At 42.9% G+C, this 15,389-nt stretch carries 17 protein-coding genes; 7 read left to right on the top strand and 10 right to left on the bottom strand.

Annotation, left to right across the window (positions count from 1 at the left end):
• Window positions 1–13: 13 nt before the first annotated feature.
• Complete coding sequence (locus WAE59_RS02150) at window positions 14–1,060, bottom strand: DUF1852 domain-containing protein (protein ID WP_337854278.1); 1,047 nt, start codon at window positions 1,058–1,060, stop codon at window positions 14–16.
• A gap of 396 nt (window positions 1,061–1,456) precedes the next feature.
• On the opposite strand from WAE59_RS02150, the gene WAE59_RS02145 reads away from it, so the two are divergent.
• On the top strand, window positions 1,457–4,168 hold the full coding sequence (locus WAE59_RS02145) for a TonB-dependent receptor (protein ID WP_337854277.1): 2,712 nt from the start codon (window positions 1,457–1,459) through the stop codon (window positions 4,166–4,168).
• Between the two features lie 39 nt (window positions 4,169–4,207).
• On the opposite strand, the gene WAE59_RS02140 is transcribed toward WAE59_RS02145, so the two are convergent.
• The 3 genes from WAE59_RS02140 to WAE59_RS02130 form a co-directional block, all read right to left on the bottom strand.
• On the bottom strand, window positions 4,208–5,125 hold the full coding sequence (locus WAE59_RS02140; RefSeq protein WP_337854276.1) for a helix-turn-helix domain-containing protein: 918 nt from the start codon (window positions 5,123–5,125) through the stop codon (window positions 4,208–4,210).
• Between the two features lie 40 nt (window positions 5,126–5,165).
• On the bottom strand, window positions 5,166–5,906 hold the full coding sequence (locus tag WAE59_RS02135; RefSeq protein ID WP_337854275.1) for an SDR family oxidoreductase: 741 nt from the start codon (window positions 5,904–5,906) through the stop codon (window positions 5,166–5,168).
• 384 nt (window positions 5,907–6,290) lie between these two features.
• The gene (locus tag WAE59_RS02130) at window positions 6,291–7,154 is read right to left on the bottom strand and encodes a hypothetical protein (protein ID WP_337854274.1); all 864 of its coding nucleotides are present in this window, start codon (window positions 7,152–7,154) and stop codon (window positions 6,291–6,293) included.
• A gap of 371 nt (window positions 7,155–7,525) precedes the next feature.
• Between WAE59_RS02130 and WAE59_RS02125 the strand changes: the two genes are divergently transcribed.
• Window positions 7,526–9,022 (top strand): TlpA family protein disulfide reductase, encoded by a 1,497-nt coding sequence (locus WAE59_RS02125; RefSeq protein ID WP_337854273.1) that lies wholly within the window; start codon window positions 7,526–7,528, stop codon window positions 9,020–9,022.
• A 1-nt stretch (window position 9,023) separates the two neighbouring features.
• On the opposite strand, the gene WAE59_RS02120 is transcribed toward WAE59_RS02125, so the two are convergent.
• The 4 genes from WAE59_RS02120 to WAE59_RS02105 all read right to left on the bottom strand — a co-directional run bounded on the left by WAE59_RS02120 (window position 9,024) and on the right by WAE59_RS02105 (window position 10,849).
• Window positions 9,024–9,191 carry a hypothetical protein gene (locus tag WAE59_RS02120; protein WP_337854272.1) on the bottom strand — a complete coding sequence of 56 codons (168 nt, stop codon included), beginning with the start codon at window positions 9,189–9,191 and terminating at the stop codon, window positions 9,024–9,026.
• A 334-nt stretch (window positions 9,192–9,525) separates the two neighbouring features.
• A complete protein-coding gene (gene xth, locus WAE59_RS02115; protein ID WP_337854271.1) occupies window positions 9,526–10,377 on the bottom strand; it encodes an exodeoxyribonuclease III in 852 nt (283 codons plus the stop codon).
• Between the two features lie 43 nt (window positions 10,378–10,420).
• Window positions 10,421–10,579, bottom strand: a complete 159-nt coding sequence (locus WAE59_RS02110; RefSeq protein ID WP_337854270.1) for a hypothetical protein — start codon at window positions 10,577–10,579, stop codon at window positions 10,421–10,423.
• 84 nt (window positions 10,580–10,663) lie between these two features.
• Complete coding sequence (locus tag WAE59_RS02105; RefSeq protein WP_337854269.1) at window positions 10,664–10,849, bottom strand: hypothetical protein; 186 nt, start codon at window positions 10,847–10,849, stop codon at window positions 10,664–10,666.
• A 109-nt stretch (window positions 10,850–10,958) separates the two neighbouring features.
• On the opposite strand from WAE59_RS02105, the gene WAE59_RS02100 reads away from it, so the two are divergent.
• The gene (locus WAE59_RS02100) at window positions 10,959–11,138 is read left to right on the top strand and encodes a hypothetical protein (RefSeq protein ID WP_337854268.1); all 180 of its coding nucleotides are present in this window, start codon (window positions 10,959–10,961) and stop codon (window positions 11,136–11,138) included.
• A gap of 9 nt (window positions 11,139–11,147) precedes the next feature.
• Complete coding sequence (locus tag WAE59_RS02095) at window positions 11,148–11,381, top strand: hypothetical protein (RefSeq protein ID WP_337854267.1); 234 nt, start codon at window positions 11,148–11,150, stop codon at window positions 11,379–11,381.
• A 108-nt stretch (window positions 11,382–11,489) separates the two neighbouring features.
• On the opposite strand, the gene WAE59_RS02090 is transcribed toward WAE59_RS02095, so the two are convergent.
• The gene (locus WAE59_RS02090) at window positions 11,490–11,777 is read right to left on the bottom strand and encodes a hypothetical protein (RefSeq protein ID WP_337854266.1); all 288 of its coding nucleotides are present in this window, start codon (window positions 11,775–11,777) and stop codon (window positions 11,490–11,492) included.
• A gap of 63 nt (window positions 11,778–11,840) precedes the next feature.
• Window positions 11,841–12,287 (bottom strand): Hsp20/alpha crystallin family protein, encoded by a 447-nt coding sequence (locus tag WAE59_RS02085; protein ID WP_337854265.1) that lies wholly within the window; start codon window positions 12,285–12,287, stop codon window positions 11,841–11,843.
• 370 nt (window positions 12,288–12,657) lie between these two features.
• Between WAE59_RS02085 and WAE59_RS02080 the strand changes: the two genes are divergently transcribed.
• The 3 genes from WAE59_RS02080 to WAE59_RS02070 are packed head-to-tail and all read left to right on the top strand — an operon-like array spanning window position 12,658 to window position 15,243.
• The gene (locus WAE59_RS02080) at window positions 12,658–13,515 is read left to right on the top strand and encodes a chromate resistance protein ChrB domain-containing protein (protein ID WP_337854264.1); all 858 of its coding nucleotides are present in this window, start codon (window positions 12,658–12,660) and stop codon (window positions 13,513–13,515) included.
• Between the two features lie 47 nt (window positions 13,516–13,562).
• The gene (locus tag WAE59_RS02075; RefSeq protein ID WP_337854263.1) at window positions 13,563–14,075 is read left to right on the top strand and encodes a hypothetical protein; all 513 of its coding nucleotides are present in this window, start codon (window positions 13,563–13,565) and stop codon (window positions 14,073–14,075) included.
• A gap of 1 nt (window position 14,076) precedes the next feature.
• On the top strand, window positions 14,077–15,243 hold the full coding sequence (locus WAE59_RS02070; protein WP_337854262.1) for a chromate transporter: 1,167 nt from the start codon (window positions 14,077–14,079) through the stop codon (window positions 15,241–15,243).
• Window positions 15,244–15,389: the final 146 nt, after the last annotated feature.

Raw genomic sequence — 15,389 nt, 5'->3', positions numbered from 1 at the left:
GTGTTTGTATCAATTAAAGCGTGAAATTGGCAGACCACTGGTCGAGGATACTTTTGTAAGGTTTAATAAAATGCTCTTCTGCAAATTTACCCTGCTCAATTGCCAGCTGGCTGCGTTCTTCCCGGTTGTAGACAATTTTTGTCAAGGAATGGTCCTGATTTTTCAACCTGGGCTTATATGACAGCCCCGCAGCAGAATTTGCATTATAGATTTCAGGTCTATAGATCTTCTGGAACGTTTCCATCGTACTAATGGTACTGATTAGTTCGAGATTTGTATAATCGGCAAGTAGGTCGCCAAAGTGAAAAAACGTCAAAGGTGCAATGCTATTTGGCGGCATAAAATAACGTACCTGCAGGCCCATTTTTTTGAAATATTGCTCTGTTAAAGAAGAACTGTCGGGTGCATATTCAAAGCCTAATACCGGGTGGTGGTTTCCCGTACGATGGTACGTTTTATTGTCTGATACGCTCAAACATATAACAGGCGCTTTTGTAAAGTGCTTCTTGTAGCATTCTGAATTTACAAAATGCTTAAATATATTGCCGTGCAGGTCACCAAAATTATCAGGAATGCTAAAATGATCCTTGCCCTTATTATGCGCTAAAAGCAATACGCTAAAATCATAATCGCGTACGTAAGATGAAAAGTTGTTTCCGACAATCCCTTCGATGCGTTTGCCCATTTTATGATCGATGATGTGCGTTTTTAAGATTTCGATTGAAGGAAATGTTGTACCACTGCCATCAATATCTATGTCAACAGAAACAATTTCCAGTTCAACCGAATAGCGATCGTTATTGGGATTATCCCAGCTCGCTAAGGTGTTAAAACGATTGTTGATCATATCAATGGTGTTGCGCAGATTTTCCTGACGACTTTCTCCCCTTGCCAAGTTGGCAAAATTTGTTGTTGTACGCGTACTGTTGGACGGGATGTAGTTTTCGTTGAAATAGATACTCTTTAGTGTGAATGCAAAACCAGTCCTGGCAGTATTCCCTGTGTCTTCCGTAAATTTCTTTTCGGTTATTATTGAATCTTCTGTTGTGATCACTTTCATTAATTAAATAAAGTTATTTTATCCTGCAAATTGCACATTAAAAGATAAATTAATTTAATTAATGAATAAATCAGATAATTATTCTTTTTTCACCACTTTGAAGGATAATTATTCTTTTTCAGCCTACTGATATTAATGGAAACAGATGATTTTTCTTAATAGCGCTCCGGAATTGGGTTAGTAGAAAGATTACCTTTTGAAACATTTGTCTACAGAAAAGGCGGTTTAAGACCATTACAGTCTAGCTGGAAGCGAAGGAAAGCGTCAGTCTGGTAGGCCTGGGAGATATAAGGTGGTTATAGAAGGGATTGGAGAATATGGGCTCTTAGGAAGGCAAATTATCAATTATTCAGTAATTTAGTATAACTTGCTAACCAAACAACGTGCTCCGCTCTAATGAAAAAATTTTACTTATTGGTATTGCTTTGCTGTACCACATTTACAATTACCCTTGCTCAAAATACAGCCTCCATCAAAGGGAAAATCACCGATTCACTCAGCAAAAAGCCCCTGGGCCTTTCTACCGTTGCTGTGGTGAATGCCGGTGATACCTCGCTGGTCTCCTATACGGTCACAAAAGATGATGGTACCTTTCTCCTTTCCCGGTTGCCAATAGCCAGATCATTGAAGCTTATCGTAACTTATGTTGGCTTCAACACCTTCCGTAAAGACTTGGAATTGAAACCGGGCCTGCTTGATTTTGGCACTATTGAATTGAAGGGCAGAAGTTTAGAAGAGGTGGTAATCAACGGGGCAAGGTCTCCGGTGACGGTTAAAAAGGACACCATTGAATTTAGCGCAGAAGCCTTTAAAACCCGGCCCAATGCTGCGGTAGAAGAATTGCTTCGACTGCTACCAGGCGTACAGGTGAATCAGAACGGAGGGGTATTGGTCAACGGGCGGGGCACCAGTAGGATATTGATTGATGGTAAGGAATTTTTTGGCACCAATCAGCTTGTTGCCCTCAAAAATCTGGATGCCGAGCTGATTGATAAGATACAGGTTTATCTCGACAGGGAGAATGATCCTGATCGGAAAGTCAATGAAATCGACCTTCAGAACGTCATCAACCTGAAGCTAAAAAGTGCGGTAAAGAAAAGTACAATTGGAAGGTTTAGTGCCGGAGTCGGAACCAGGGAGCGTTACGCGACCAGTGGCATCGTCAGCAATTTCCGGGATACCCTGCAAGTGAGTGTCATGGCCAACGCCAATAATTTAAACAGTACAGGGTTTAGCGAAGATGAGCTGTATGGCATGGGTGGCTTTAACCGCTCAGGTACTGAGCAGATCGATGGCGGGAATTTTGGCGGAAACCAATCGGGCGGACTTACGAATGTGAAGTCGGGCGGACTGAACTTAAACAATGACTATGGTAAAGAATTAAAGCTAAACCTGGCCTATTTTTATGGCAATACGATTAAAACCAACCGGACGAAGAATTTGAATGAACAATCGTTACCAAACAGTGCGGTACTTAATTCTTTGCGAACAGACCAGTCCCGCAACAATTCCACCACGCATTCTATTGGTGGCCTCCTGGAATGGAAGCCGGATACCAATACGACCCTGCGCTACCGGCCCAACCTTTCATTCTCTCCGGCCAGGTACAATCAAACCAGTTTTTTGAACCAGTATAATGATCTGAACAATTTAACTGAAACCGAGGGCAGCTACAAGACTAAGTCTTATAGCGACAATTTCTCGCATAACCTGAATTTTTACCATCGTTTTAAAAAAGGGAGATCGCTCACGATTAATAATTTAGTGACCCTAAATGGCGGGGGTAATGACAGTTATAATTTTAACCAGTTGAATTCCTTTTCCCAGGATATCCCTTCTTCACTATTTGACAGGTATGTTCACTCAGGGAGCAAAACCAAATGGACTGGATTGTCCATGATGTATAACTTGCCACTGACCAAAAAGCTTACAGCGGAGTTCTTTACAAACAGCAGGTATTATTACTGGTCAGAACCTGTGTATACTTACGACAAGAACGCGGGTACAGCGGCTTATGATCAGTTCGTCAGCAACCAAAGCAATGGGTTTGTGCGAACCGGTTTTTTCCAGAACATCAAACCTTTGTTGAACTACCAGATCACGAACAAACTGAGGCTTAGACTGGCAATAGATCTGGAAATCCAGGATGTGCACAACAAGTTTGATGCTGCTGCACCTGACTTGCGCCAGCGTTTTGCGGTCTGGTTACCTTCATTGGCAATCGATTACGATGGTTTCTCGATAAATTACAGTGAGTGGATAGACCTGCCTTCACTTTATCACATGCAACCTCTGGAGCGGCAAACCTCTGCCCAATATACCTTTTTGGGTAATCCCCGGTTAAAGGCAAGCAGGGTCAGGAATTTACGAGGTAATTTTTATAAGCACATCAATGCCCGGATGTTAAGCATAAATGGTTATGTCAATTTCACCTTTTATAACAATAGTTTTGTACAACGTACTGTTATTGACACCAACGGTTTCACAAATGCTACTGTGATCAATAAGGATGGGAGCAATAATGCCAATGCCGGTTTTTACCTTCGGAAGCAGTTTAAAAAAACAAAAGACTGGCAGCTTGGACTGGGAACTGGTGTAAGCGGATATTTCCAGAATTATATTGTTTATCTGAACAATGCTGAAGCCCGGCAAAAATCAGCCTCCGTTACGTTTAATCAGGATTTCAATATGAACTACAAATCGGCGGTCATGATCAATGCCTATTACAGCTTTAACCGGTATAAATTGGGTTATGACAATAAAAGCTTCTCCGACATCGTCAACCAGACCCATTACCTTGGTGCTACGGGTACTTTCAGGTTTCCAAAACGAATTGTCCTGGAGCCTAACTACTATTTCAGGTACAATTCTCAAATTGCGCCCGGCTTTCCGAAGAGTTCGCACATCGTGAATATTGCCCTTTCTTTGCTCACACAAAAGAAAGATCGCGGAGAGGTGAAATTATCGGTATATGACCTGCTGAATCAAAATATTTCTGTGAGCAGGTATGGAAACCTGAATGCGATTATTACCAATGAGCAACAGATACTCAGGCGTTATGTCATGTTGAGCTACCGGTACAAATTCAATGTTTTAAAGACGATATAAAGCATGAAGACAGCCCATATAACTATGAAGGTAGTTCTGTTAATTGGGATGTATGCGCTTTCGAAAGGCTACCGGAGATAAACTTGTCTTTTGTTTGAACAGCTTATTAAATGACTGCGGGTGCTCGAAACCCAATTGATAAGCTACTTCAGCAGTTGTCAGCATAGGATTACTTAACAAAACTTTAGCCTTTTCAATAAGAAAAAGGTGGATATGTTGCTGGGTGGTTTTTCCTGTAAGTGATTTTAGCATATCCGATAAATACCGTTGAGATACTTCCAATTGTGCAGCCAGATCATGTGGAGATGGCAGGCCATTATTCAACGAATTTCCGGAGTCGAAATACAGTGATAGCCTGGCGCTCATCCGGTCAATCAGATCATGATGTTGTTGCCTTCTCGTTAGAAACTGCCGGTTATAAAACCGATTGCTATGGTTTAGCAAAAGTTCGATCTGTGAGACGAGCACATCCTGGCTGAACCTGTCGATATAGTTGTTTAATTCGGTCGCTATCGCTTTAAAAACAGAGGCGATCACTTCCTTCTCCTGCTCAGACAAAAAGAGCGCCTCCGATACCGTATAGGAAAAGAATCCAAATTGTTGTATGCGTTTCGCCATGGGATATTGGCTGAAAAGATCAGGATGAAAATATAGGACATACCCGGTAAAACCTTCAGGATCGGCTGACATTTCAACTAGCTGATGGGGAGCGAGGAAAGCGAGTCCCCCTTCTTTAAAATCATAACTTCCCGGACCGTAAGGTATGTTGCCTATGAAATCATTTTTGAATGATACTTTATAGAAGTCGAGCAGGAACCAGCTTCCTGCATCTGCGAGATTGACCTCCTGCTCGTCATAATTGACCAGTGTAATCAGCGGGTGCGTCGGCGCTTTCAGCCCAAGCCGGCGCATGAGGTCTGTGATGTTATCAAAGGACAATATAGTTCGGCTTTCCATCTTCATCTTTGTAAATCAACTCTAAGCTACAAAAAGTAGGTCAGCCCTGAACAGTCGGACGGATAACAATGTCTCCAACATCAACATTGCCAGGTTGCGCTATAGCATAAACAATCGCACTGGCAATCGCTCCGGCGGGAATAGCCATTTGGTCTGCCTGTGCCTGAATAGTAGTTCTGATCTGCTCGTTTTTGATGTTGCTGGCAAATTCTGTATTCACATAACCGGGAGAAATGCCCGTAACGCGCCATCGCCCGGCAGATTCCTGGCGTAATGCTTCACCGATGGTTCGCACAGCATTCTTGGTTCCTGCATAAACTCCCATGGTTGGGACGATGCTGATACCTGCCGTAGAAATGACATTAATGAAATGGCCGGAACCTTGGCTGATAAAGATGGGCAATGCAGCTGCTATCCCGTAAAGCGTACCTTTTAAATTCACGTCGATCATCTGTTCCCAGCCCTCTACATCAAGTTCTTCCATCTTTAACAGCTGACTAATGCCCGCATTGTTGATCATCACGTCCAGTCTGCCAAACTTATCCAATGCGAATTCGGCCAGCGCAAGCAAATCACCCCGTTTGACAACATCCACTTCCATGTAAACTACATTGCCACCGGCTTTCTCAATACGAGCTGCCACAAGCTTTAACCGCTCCGTTCTGCGAGCGGCCAGAACTACTTTTGCACCTCTTGTTGCCAGCATTTCTGCGGTTGCCTCACCAATACCGCTACTCGCACCTGTGATCACTACAACTTTTCCTTTTATTAAATTTTCCATACCTGAAGTTTTACACCTCAAATGTCGGAAGTGGTAAGAAAATAAGTGTAGCCAGTCCGGCTCAATGTGTAGCCAAGATGGTGGAGTGTAACTTCAGGACGATTTTCAGTGACAGATCTGAACGCTGGATTAGTTAAGCACAGATTACCAAAATGTTATCTTTACATAAACAGGCAATAATAAGCAAATTGCTTTGTATATTAGGTTACTAAACAAAAAAGCCCTGACATCCATCATGGCTTTTTATATCAACTAAACCTAAACGTATAAATACTAACCAAATATTTATACTGCAAAGCTAAGGCTGTGCTGTTAACGATTTGTTAGCAGACTATGATCAAATCTGCATAACGCACATCTGATTTTATAGTTGACTACAATTCGCTAGTCCTGATCAAAAGCCCCTTCTATTTTTCGGTAGTGTATTGTAAATGCCAATGTTGTGCAAAGTAATATACTGGCCCAAACACGTTCAATGAGATAATAATCGGTATCTGTCATAAACAAAAGACACAACAAGGGAAAACTCAATAGCGAAGTAACAAAACAAGTTCCGCCGATGCCAGACAAAACAACCTTACCGAAACCATTAATTTTAGTGCCAATGACTGAGAATAGAATACCCAAAATCGGCATTCCAAAAAAGATAAAAAGAACGAATGCCGTACTTTTCTCAATCTGCTGTTTAACTGGCGCAAAAAATAAAAAATAGTTCACGGCGAGGTACATTAAAATAAAATAAGGTATGAGGTACTTAAATACTTTGAAGGATTTCTTCGTTTTATCTTCAAAATCGGGCGTAGCAATAAGCAATGGCTGGTTGTCCTGTTCGCTTAATTCAAACTGATGGTTGCTGTTTTTATTGGCATAACCCAAAACGCTTATCAAATCTCCATTTTTCAGGGTTCTTTCGGTATAGCGAATGTCATCTACCGCATATTTGATGCTGTGTAAAGTATCTGTTTTGGCTGACAAAAGGGCAAGGTTAATTTTATGGAGAATCACCTTTATTTTACCTGTTGGGTTGGTTAAATAAAAATCCTGAAACTCTTCTTCTGTAGTTACGCTGTTCTCACGCTCGGTATTGTCTTCACTATCGTAGCTAATATCTGCTTTTCTATAAGTATAAGCAATACATTCCTGCTTGAAATGAGGTGTTACGAAAGTTTTAGACGCACTTACTGTTCCCTGTATTTTAATCCAGCCCCCGGCAATCTCGTAAATGGGTGTTGTCGCTGTTTTAATCAATTTGCGCTGGGTTTTGGTGGTGTACCAAACCAGGAGCCCAACAATAATTGGAAACAATGGAACGAGAATTCGGCTAAATGACAAAGCGATATACAGCGTTATACCAAGCCCAATTAAAATTAAACAACCTGTTTTTAAGCCTATAGTTTTTATTTGCATTAAGAGTTGTCTTACTTTAACATTCTTTTTTCTTTATCAAAATCCATGCTGTAAGTTTCGATTCGTTATTTTCCTGATAAAAGTTTTTATTTAGAAAATGCTAATCATGTACAGTTCATCACATTTATCAGGCTATTCATCACATTTGTTACTTCGCTGTTATAGACTTGATTATTCTTGCAACAATTCAAATTTGTTAATTCTTCCAGCACATGAAAAAGTTAGTTTCCTTTTTGATCCTGTTTATTTCCGTATTTGATTGCGCTGCGCAGTTCCGCCTGAGCGGACAAATGCCAGTCCTCGTCGATGATACACTGAGGCTAAACATTCCGCTTGACTACGGGTTGCCGGCCGATCAGGACATCCTGATTCTGGCTAAACCAAACGGAGGCTTTGAACTTGACCTGGGGCTCGAAGAAAAAAAGTTGGCAACGCTGAATCATCAAGGCAAAAAGTACTTCCTGCTTCTTAGTCCAGGCAAAAATCTCTGGATACAGTTTTCCTCCGATAACATGCCACATTTTTCAGGAACCGCCGCCGCTGAAAATGCGCAACTCCAAGACCTGGATCTACTGAAAATTCCCCATTTCAGGACGCCTGATTTCATTACCGGACTGAAAAGTACCGCCCTGGACAGCCTTGAGGATCAGGTGATCAAGCCCTGGCTGAGACTTCGTAACAGGCAGCTGTCTGCCATAGCAGCAACTCCAGGGATGTCTGTTGACGATAAACTTCTGCTCTCGCAAGAAATTAAAGCTAACGCGATTGCGCAGCTGAGTTATTTTGCCCGCAGGGATCTGCAACTAAACCGGACGGATCTAATGACTTACCTCATGCATGTTTACCGAGAAGTATCGGTGAAGCCTGATATTTTTCCTGCCGGGCCTTTGTACTATGACTTTGCGGATACTTACCTCAGTTACCTGGAGGCTGCATCCTATAAGGACTTCCTGGAAAATGGCAGCAATACCAAAAGGCCCATGAAGTATTATGGAGTATCCATTGACAGTTCCAATACCCTGGTTTCGAAAAAGGGAAGGTCTTATCTGAACTGGCTTGCGGTCAAATCTGAATTTGATCCGAGGGTTGCAGAGGCTATGCTGGCCCGGGACATCGCAAGATTGCACCTGGCCAAAGACCTTTCCATGATGAGGCCGCTGATAAAAGAATTCAAGACAGTTTACCCTAAGAGTAAATACCGGAGGGACCTGGAAGACAGGATGGCTGAACTGGAGCATCGTCTGAACGCTAACCGGAACAATAGTGCTATTCAGATCCTGGAAGATTACAGGAAGGTCAGCTCAATTCATGAGGTCATAAAGCGGTATAAGGGTAAGGTTGTTTGCCTCGAAATCTGGGGTACCTGGTGTGCGCCATGCCGTTATGAATTGGGGTTCAATCCACAGTTGAAGAGCCGGTTTAAAGACAAGGGTGTGGTCTTTTTGTATTTGGATATGGATGAGGATGATAAAGACGGTCATTGGAAGGAATTCATCAGCGTGAATCAGATGACTGGCTTGCATTTGCGTAAAAACAGAACGGAGATGCAAAAGTTCTGGGAGGAATTGCAGCCGGATAAAAGCAAGCAAGGCTTGTACCCCAGTTATTTTATCTTTGACAGGAATGGGCAACTGGTACCTGAAACCGCGAGACGTCCCAGCCATGGCGAAGATCTCTACAAACAGCTGGAGAGATATTTATTTCCCTAAACTATCCAGCCTCCAGTTCATCCTGTGTAGCCCACTTCACTGCGTCACCATCAGGCTCCGGGAAGATCACGCCCACTTTATCTTCCTCTTCCATGATCCGGTACAAACCGTTTTCCAAAGGTTCAATTTTAAAGCGGTCTTCTAACAATTGTATTTCAAATGATTCCATATGACTACAACAAGTACCTGAGGTATAGATTTCTGAGAATATCAATTTGCAAAGCATCTTTAGTTCATTAAATTAGTAAGCAATTCAACTTTATGGCTATACACGTTGCAATTACCCGCAAAATCCTCCCCGGAAAAGAACAGGAGTTCAAAGAATCCTTGCGAAGTTTCCTCGGTCAATCATTCCTACATGACGGCGTACATGGAGCGGCGATCATCTCCTCCTTCCCTGGCGCAGACGCTAATGAGATCGGAATCTTAAGAACCTTTAAAGACTGTCCGACCGTCATGCAAAGAAACTACACCCTAAAACTTACCTCGAAAACTATAGTGTTTTATTTTTTAGGTTTTCTATCTTTCGTTTTCACCGGAGCTTTCTTGACACCAGATTCCACCTTAGTAACCTCTTCCCCTTCTTCAGATAGTTCAATCCAAACCGGCGCATGGTCGCTGGACTTCTTCCAACCACGGACTTGCTTATGCACACCGCCTGATTTGAGCCGCTCTGCAAGGATCGGGTTCAATAAAAAATGATCCAAACGCAAACCGGCATCACGCTCATAAGCTTTACGCAAGTAATCCCAAAACGTATAAATCCGTTCCCCAGGATAAAGCTCCCGGATCGCATCAGTCCAGCCCTGATTCACCAGTTCAGCGTAAGCTTTCCTGATCTGCTTTCGAAAAAGCGCATTGTCTTTGTACTTCTCGGGTTTATAGGTATCCAGCTCTGTTGGCATCACATTGTAATCCCCGATCAGCATCACCGGCAGGCCCGTGTCAAGCAGGGTCTGGCCATGCGAAGAAAGTCTTTCAAACCACCTAAGCTTATACTTAAACTTTGGTCCCGAATAAGGATTCCCATTGGGCAGATACAAACAACCAATTACCATCCCGAAAGTAAAACCTTCGATGTACCGGCTGTGGGTAAAAGCCTCATCCTCCCCAGGCAGGTCATCCCGTAACGGCCGTATCTCCTGCTTAGATAATATCGCTACCCCGTTCCAACTTTTCTCGCCTTTCCAGATCGCGTGATAGCCGGCATCGGCAAGCGCCTTTTCCGGGAACTTAGAACTTTCACACTTGAGCTCCTGCAAACACACCACATCAGGCTGCGCGTCTGAAAGCCAGCGCAAAAGCACCGGCAGTCTACCGTTAATCCCGTTGATGTTATAACTAGCTATTTTCATATCAAAACCTGGCGGAGAAAAAAAGCCCCTTGCGGGGCTTATGTTATTTTACTTTCTTTTCAATGTCTTTTCTCTGATTGGATCCGCCTTTTTTAGCGTCTTTGACCGCCGATGGCTTTACATCTAGTTTATCAGCTTCATACTTGATCTCGTGTGGCTGATTCGATACCGAATTCCTTTCCACTTTTGTTCCTCTAGGCATAATTTTCCAATTTTAAGTGAATGTAATCCTATAACAAATCCCCCTTGGGTTTGGTTTCTGCTAAAGGAAAACCTTTGATGTTAGTTATAGTCCCCGGTTGTTGATCAGGTATTCTCTAATCTTTTCTTCATCATCGCCAACCGCTGCCCGCGCCTCATCAATAGCGGCCTGGTCAACATTGACCTTATCTAACAAGCCGTCCAGCTGTGAACGCTCGGCTTCTGTTTTTTTGATTTCCTCAGGAAATGCGCTGTTTAATTCTTGCTCCATGGTCTTGTGATTTGCTAGGTGAACACCGTACCTTGTTAAAGGTTTCAATAAAACATTTAAATAGGTATTTCGCATCGGATCACATCGTTACCAATGTGGAAAACACAAAGTGAAGAAACTCAGCATCATCCGGCATGGCAAAAAGCTAAAAGGAAAATTTACCCTGGTCAAAACCTACGGCAAAGCGGAAAATGGATGGCTGCTCATCAGAGCTAAAGATTTCCACAACCGATCAACCACTCCCCAAAGTATCCAGAACCTTTATGGTTTGCTGCTGTTGTTGAGATAAACAATCATCATGAGCGAAAATAACAACAAGTCCAGGGAAGAAACGTCAGTAAGTGTACTGAAAGATGTCCATCAAAACGTAAAGGAAAGTCCGGAATCCACGTTACCTGACGATGGACAGCCCAGCGCTGAAGAAGCAGCCGAACAATTAAAAGGCAGCGATGCCGATGTCGACCGTAGTGTAGGCTTTGACGATCAGCCCGACAGCGAAGAGGCAAAAGAACAGGAAAAGGGTACTGATTGAGCTCCTCGACAATTAGGATAGTCAGCCCGTACAGCAGCCTTGCCACTGATCAGTCAGTGCTTTAAAAGATAACATCGAAAATGCCAAACATACCGGTCAGCGACAACACTAGCTTTCCAGGTTCAGTTTTTTAAACAACTCCCTGGTGATAATTTTCACGTTTTCAGCCAGCTGTTCATAGTTACAATGGCGCATACCCAAAGGAAAAAGCAGGCCGTTTTCCCGTTTTGCCAGATCAATAGTAATGACTGAATCCGGTAAGAGCTGCTCATTCCCTTTCAGGGAACCATAAAGCGAAGCCGCAAATTCTTCGCTGGCACCGACATTAAAACACCCATAGGTTTCTATGCCTTTCAGTGTTTTCATATTCAATGAAATTTCAAATATTAGTTCCATATCGGGTCAAATAAAAGAGCCGCCCGAGGCAGCTCATATTTAACAATCTTACGCATTAAAAGATTATTTGATTTCGATCTGGCGGCTCTGCACCTTAGCCTCCTCACGTTTTGAGATATTGATGCATAAAACGCCATTTTCATACCTGGCCTCTATGCCATTCTCATCGGCAGATTCAGGCAGTGTAAATGAACGTACAAATGAACTGTAACTGAATTCGCGTTTGTTAAAGTTACGTTCCTGTGCATCGTCCTGAGCTGTTTGCTCAACAGAAATACTCAATACGTCCCTTTCCAGGGAAAGTTTAAAATCCTCTTTTTTAAGCCCCGGAGCAGCAAGCTCCACATGGTATTGGTCCTTACTCTCGCTAATGTTGGCAGCCGGAACACGGCTGATCATACGATCTGAAAAGAATGTGTCGTTGAAAATCGAATCGAACACATCATTAAAGCCTGGCATCAAAGCATTCTTTTGAACATTTCCATTTGGATTAAATTTAACCAGTGTCATAGGTCTTTCCTCCTTAAAGTGATTTAATGATTAAAACTTATAATTAATTAAACGCTGAACATCCTGTTCAAAGAGACTATATCTAATGTTATGCCAGTTGGGAAAAAAGAAATTCTGAAATCCTGAGTCGCGATTTAAACTGAAAAAATTTCAGAGATGCTGAATTTTTTTCAGTGGTGAAATGTCAAAAATTCATTTCATGATATCAGCCAGACAGAATGGGCTCCGGGAAGAACTTAAAAAAGAGATTATTGAACAAAATTCGGGAGCAAAAGGACGAGGCTATCCATTGTTGGATAGATTGGATCAATGTTAATCGAGAAAATCAATTTTGATTATTACTTTTATCGGTAATCATGATGGAACAAAAATGAAATGGATCACCCGCGAACGCCCCAAAATTGACCGCATTGCCTGCCCATGGCTGATATTGCGTTTCATTGATCCCAATGCCGAAATCATCTATGTGCCGTATACAGAGGTGCTGGAGAAAGCCGCTGAATATCATGCAATACCGTTCGATTTGCCCGGAGTAGAATATTCCCATTATGATGATCGCTGCACCTTTGACTATTTTATCAAAAAACATGGCTTGAAAGATGAAGCGCTAAACCGCATAGCAGCAATCGTTCGCGGGGCAGACACAGACCGCCATGACTTTGCGCCTCAAGCGGCCGGACTGGAAGCCATATTTTCGGGGCTTTCCACTCAGATAGCGGATGACCAGGAATTGCTGAAATTTGGTCTGACCATTTATGATGGACTTTATATATGGGCACAGAAGTTATACCAACTTAAACACACACAAGCAGGGCCGGTCGAGCAATTATTGTTACAGGTATATCAGCAATACCTCAAAACCGAAAAAGGCAGGAAAGCACCAGTGTGGGCTAAAGCGTTAAAGGAAATGATCCAGGATCAGTTGGATACCAATATGGCCTTCAGTTTACAACAGGCATCGGAAGAATTGGAAATCAATCCAACCTATCTCTCCAGAGAATTCTCAAAATATTTTGACAATCTTTCCTTTGGCGAATATATGCGAAAGCTTCGGATAGATAAGGCTATACAGCTGATGGCCGAAGGTGATTATTCACTGACCGAAATTGCCTACCTGACCGGTTTTTCAGACCAGAGCCATTTTAACCGAACCTTCAGGAAGCAGACAGGCTACAATCCACTGCACTATCGGAAAAATATCCTCCCTGGTAAAAAAGATACAAATTAGTCAAATCCGTTCTATTTTCCGGGCTCAGATCGGGCTAACATTGGCTTATGAATTTATTTAGAATTTTAGCCATTTTTCTGGCCATGAGTACAGGGTCCACTTTTGCACAAGTTACTACTCCGCTACAGTCCTATCCAAAGATCACAGGATATGTCGGCATCCTGCACCCGATCGCTACTTTCAGTAGTGCCGGTACTGATCTGAATTTCAACGGCCATTATGTGGTCGGTATGCCAACCGGTATAAATATCTGGAAAAGCGCAAAGATCGGCTTTTCAGCAGAGTTTGTTCCAATAGTCAGGGTAGAAAACGGGATAAGTAAAATGTCCAATTTTATGTTTCATCCGGGCATTCTGATGGCGCTGGGTAAGGGCTGGATTTTTGCCAGCCGTGCCGCATTTGAGACCTCTGGCAGATATGGGCTAACACCGGTGCTGAATAAAACGCTGATTAAAGGAAAGTCCAGCAGTATGTTTGCGGCTTTACCCATGCCTGTACGGTTTGGTAATGAGCGTCCTGCAACATTCAGCATTGGATTTCAGTTTGGCATCGCGTTCTGATATGGAAAGTCGGAAATACACCTTGAAGGAGATCACCCTTTATTTTCTTAGGCTGGGAGCTTGGGGATTCGGGGGACCGGTAGCACTAGTCGGCTATATGCACCGTGACCTTGTTGAGCGACAACAATGGCTTACAGAAGAAGAATATAAAGAGGGCCTGGCCCTGGCCCAATTAGCTCCCGGCCCACTGGCAGCGCAGTTAGGCATCTACATTGGCTTCGTACATTATGGTCTGCTGGGCGCAACGCTGACCGGACTTGCATTTGTACTGCCATCATTTATCATGGTTGTGCTTTTGGGCATATTATACCAGCTGTACAGCGGCATGACTTGGATGAGGGATGTGTTTTACGGTGTCGGTGCGGCAGTCATAGGCATTATTGCAATAAGTGCATTTAAGCTTACGGTAAAATCAGTGGGAAACCTGACCATTCCCTCTCTTAAAGCCAACTGGCTTTTGTGGTCATTTTACATCCTGGCTTTTGCAATAACGGTAATCACTCAAAAAGAACAGGTTTTAGTGTTTATAGCGTGCGGATTAACTTACATGTATATCAAATCTCCTCCAAAGCAGCTGATGACATCCATGATATTACCATTGTTTGAATCTACGGGAGCCGGTTTCTGGAGCTACTCAAAAAACACCCTTATCGACATCAGTCTGTTCTTTCTAAAGGCCGGCACATTTGTATTTGGCAGTGGCTTGGCTATTGTCCCCTTCCTGCATTCTGGTGTGGTTAATGATCATCACTGGTTAACTGAAAATGAGTTTGTAGATGCAGTTGCTGTAGCCATGATCACTCCGGGACCAGTTGTCATTACCGTTGGCTTCATTGGTTACCTGGTCAATGGTTTTCCAGGGGCTGCTGTGGCTGCTTTGGCTACATTTCTACCATGTTTTCTGTTTACCATTGTATTGGCGCCGTTTTTTAAGAGGATAGCTAAAAACCCGAGCATCAAATCCTTCGTTGACGGTATTACCGCAGCTGTAATTGGCGCATTGGTTGGATCGGTTGTCATCATTGCGTCCAGATCAATTATAGATATTCCCACTGCGGTTATTGCATTCACGAGTGGCTTAGCACTGATCTACATGAAAAGATTACAGGAACCACAGCTGATTGTCATTGCGGCCATTTTGGGCCTAGTCATCAAAACAGTTATTTAAACGGTGCATTCATTATACGCTTTAAGTAAGAAACTCTCGAAGGTATGATACCTCTCCATCATGGCTAAGAAAGAACACAAACTATATTAGTTAGAGCACGCTTACCTTATCGCTACAGCAGCCCTTCATCACCAAGTGAGAAATGT

It is taken from the genome of Pedobacter sp. GR22-6 (assembly GCF_037402555.1).
GTDB lineage: Bacteria > Bacteroidota > Bacteroidia > Sphingobacteriales > Sphingobacteriaceae > Pedobacter.
The sequence above is the reverse complement of the archived record's forward strand: the minus strand, read 5'-3'. Positions and strand labels throughout refer to the sequence as shown.

What these genes read in the sequence shown, in the direction of transcription:
- WAE59_RS02150 (WP_337854278.1), bottom strand. Translation starts at nt 1,060, where the DNA reads ATGAAAGTGATCACAACAGAAGATTCAATAATAACCGAAAAGAAATTT.
- WAE59_RS02145 (WP_337854277.1), top strand. Translation starts at nt 1,457, where the DNA reads ATGAAAAAATTTTACTTATTGGTATTGCTTTGCTGTACCACATTTACA.
- WAE59_RS02140 (WP_337854276.1), bottom strand. Translation starts at nt 5,125, where the DNA reads ATGGAAAGCCGAACTATATTGTCCTTTGATAACATCACAGACCTCATG.
- WAE59_RS02135 (WP_337854275.1), bottom strand. Translation starts at nt 5,906, where the DNA reads ATGGAAAATTTAATAAAAGGAAAAGTTGTAGTGATCACAGGTGCGAGT.
- WAE59_RS02125 (WP_337854273.1), top strand. Translation starts at nt 7,526, where the DNA reads ATGAAAAAGTTAGTTTCCTTTTTGATCCTGTTTATTTCCGTATTTGAT.
- WAE59_RS02120 (WP_337854272.1), bottom strand. Translation starts at nt 9,191, where the DNA reads ATGGAATCATTTGAAATACAATTGTTAGAAGACCGCTTTAAAATTGAA.
- xth (WP_337854271.1), bottom strand. Translation starts at nt 10,377, where the DNA reads ATGAAAATAGCTAGTTATAACATCAACGGGATTAACGGTAGACTGCCG.
- WAE59_RS02110 (WP_337854270.1), bottom strand. Translation starts at nt 10,579, where the DNA reads ATGCCTAGAGGAACAAAAGTGGAAAGGAATTCGGTATCGAATCAGCCA.
- WAE59_RS02105 (WP_337854269.1), bottom strand. Translation starts at nt 10,849, where the DNA reads ATGGAGCAAGAATTAAACAGCGCATTTCCTGAGGAAATCAAAAAAACA.
- WAE59_RS02095 (WP_337854267.1), top strand. Translation starts at nt 11,148, where the DNA reads ATGAGCGAAAATAACAACAAGTCCAGGGAAGAAACGTCAGTAAGTGTA.
- WAE59_RS02090 (WP_337854266.1), bottom strand. Translation starts at nt 11,777, where the DNA reads ATGGAACTAATATTTGAAATTTCATTGAATATGAAAACACTGAAAGGC.
- WAE59_RS02085 (WP_337854265.1), bottom strand. Translation starts at nt 12,287, where the DNA reads ATGACACTGGTTAAATTTAATCCAAATGGAAATGTTCAAAAGAATGCT.
- WAE59_RS02080 (WP_337854264.1), top strand. Translation starts at nt 12,658, where the DNA reads ATGAAATGGATCACCCGCGAACGCCCCAAAATTGACCGCATTGCCTGC.
- WAE59_RS02075 (WP_337854263.1), top strand. Translation starts at nt 13,563, where the DNA reads ATGAATTTATTTAGAATTTTAGCCATTTTTCTGGCCATGAGTACAGGG.
- WAE59_RS02070 (WP_337854262.1), top strand. Translation starts at nt 14,077, where the DNA reads ATGGAAAGTCGGAAATACACCTTGAAGGAGATCACCCTTTATTTTCTT.